We start from the raw sequence: 1,510 nt of genomic DNA, 5'->3' as shown, positions 1-1,510 counted from the left end.
CAAGGCCGTGAAGTTAAGGGCTGATCGGCCGGTGACAAGGGTCGATCCGGTCGACCGCCGGACGTAGGAAGCGGAGCCCCGGTAGAACGGCTTGTCCGCCAAGACGAGTCGTTCACCACGGGAGCTCCGCTGTCCGGTCAGTGTGTCATCACCCGCGAGATCGCGGTAGCTGAAGGTGTCTTCGCCCCGGGCCATCTGGGCGAGCTGACGCAGATCGTGCCGTTCGAAATGGTCGACGCCGTGCTCGCCGAGTGCGGGGCGGTGCAGCAGAGGCTGCGGAAGCTGCCCGCACGGGTCGTCGTCTATCTGATGCTGGCGGCCGCACTGTTCGAGGAGTGCGGTTACCCCGCGGTCTGGTCCAAGCTCACCGGCGCGCTGGGCTGTCTGCCGATACCGAAGATCACCGCGACCGCACTGTGGCATGCCCGCTGCCGACTCGGGGTCCGCCCTCTGCGGGCCCTGTTCGACCTACTTCGCGGACCGGCGAGTGCGATCCGCACCGCCAACGCCCACTGGGCCGGGCTGCTCGTCGTCGCGATCGACGGCACCTGCCTGGACGTGCCGGACGCCCCCACCACGCGAGCTCGCCTGGGCAAAGGCTCGAACCAGTACACCGCCGCCTCCGGATATCCGCAGATCCTGCTCGTCGCCCTGGTCGCCTGCGGCACCCGGGCCGTCATCGACGCGGTCTTCGGCCCGGGCACCCGCGGCGAGAGCACCCACGCCAAACGCCTCGCCCGTTCCCTGCACGCCGGCATGATCGTGCTGCTGGACCGGGGCCTGTCCGGCAACCCGCTCCTGGAGACGGCGGCCGACACCGGCGCCGCGTTCCTCGCCCGGCTGTCCGCCGCCCGCAAACCCCCAGTCCTGGGCCGTTTCCCCGACGGATCCTTCCTGTCCAGGCTCGGCCGGGTGGAGGTCCGCATCATCGAGTGTGAGATCACCATCACCACCACGGCAGGACGGCACACAGGCGTCTACCGACTGGCCACCACCCTGCTCGACCACCGCCGCCATCCCGCATTCGAGCTGGTCAAGCTCTATCACGAGCGATGGGAGATCGAGTCCACCTACTTCGCGATCAAGAAGACGATGCTCGGCCGCCGGGTCCTGCGGGCCCGCACCCTGCCCGGCGTCGCCCAGGAGATCTACGCGCTCCTGACGGTCTATCAGGTGATCAGAATCGCCATCGCCGACGCCACCGAGACCATCCCCGGCACCGATCCCGACCGGGCCAGCTTCAGCGTCGCCCTCCAAGCCGCCCGCGACCAGGTCGTCCAGGCCGCGGGCGTGCTCGCCGGCACCGTCATCGACCTCGTCGGCGCCATCGGCCAAGCGGTCCTCGACCAGCTCATGCCCGCCCGCCGCCTACGCGTCAGCCCCCGAGCAGTCAAACGACCCCTGTCCCGCTACGCGTACAAGAGCCTGCGCGTCGACCGACGCACCTACAAGGCCACCATCAGCATCGACATCCTGGGCGAGCCGATCAGCCCTTAACTTCACGGCCTTG

General features: G+C 69.1%; 1 protein-coding gene. It reads left to right on the top strand.

Going from position 1 to position 1,510, the window contains the following annotated elements; all coding sequences use genetic code 11:
• The first annotated feature begins 129 nt into the window (after window positions 1-129).
• Window positions 130-1,497, top strand: a complete 1,368-nt coding sequence (locus OP86_RS32385) for an IS4 family transposase (protein ID WP_342447801.1) — start codon at window positions 130-132, stop codon at window positions 1,495-1,497.
• Window positions 1,498-1,510 lie beyond the last annotated feature (13 nt).

This window comes from Streptomyces novaecaesareae (assembly GCF_000716875.1).
In the GTDB taxonomy this organism is placed as follows: Bacteria; Actinomycetota; Actinomycetes; order Streptomycetales; family Streptomycetaceae; genus Kitasatospora; species Kitasatospora novaecaesareae.
The sequence above is the reverse complement of the archived record's forward strand: the minus strand, read 5'-3'. Positions and strand labels throughout refer to the sequence as shown.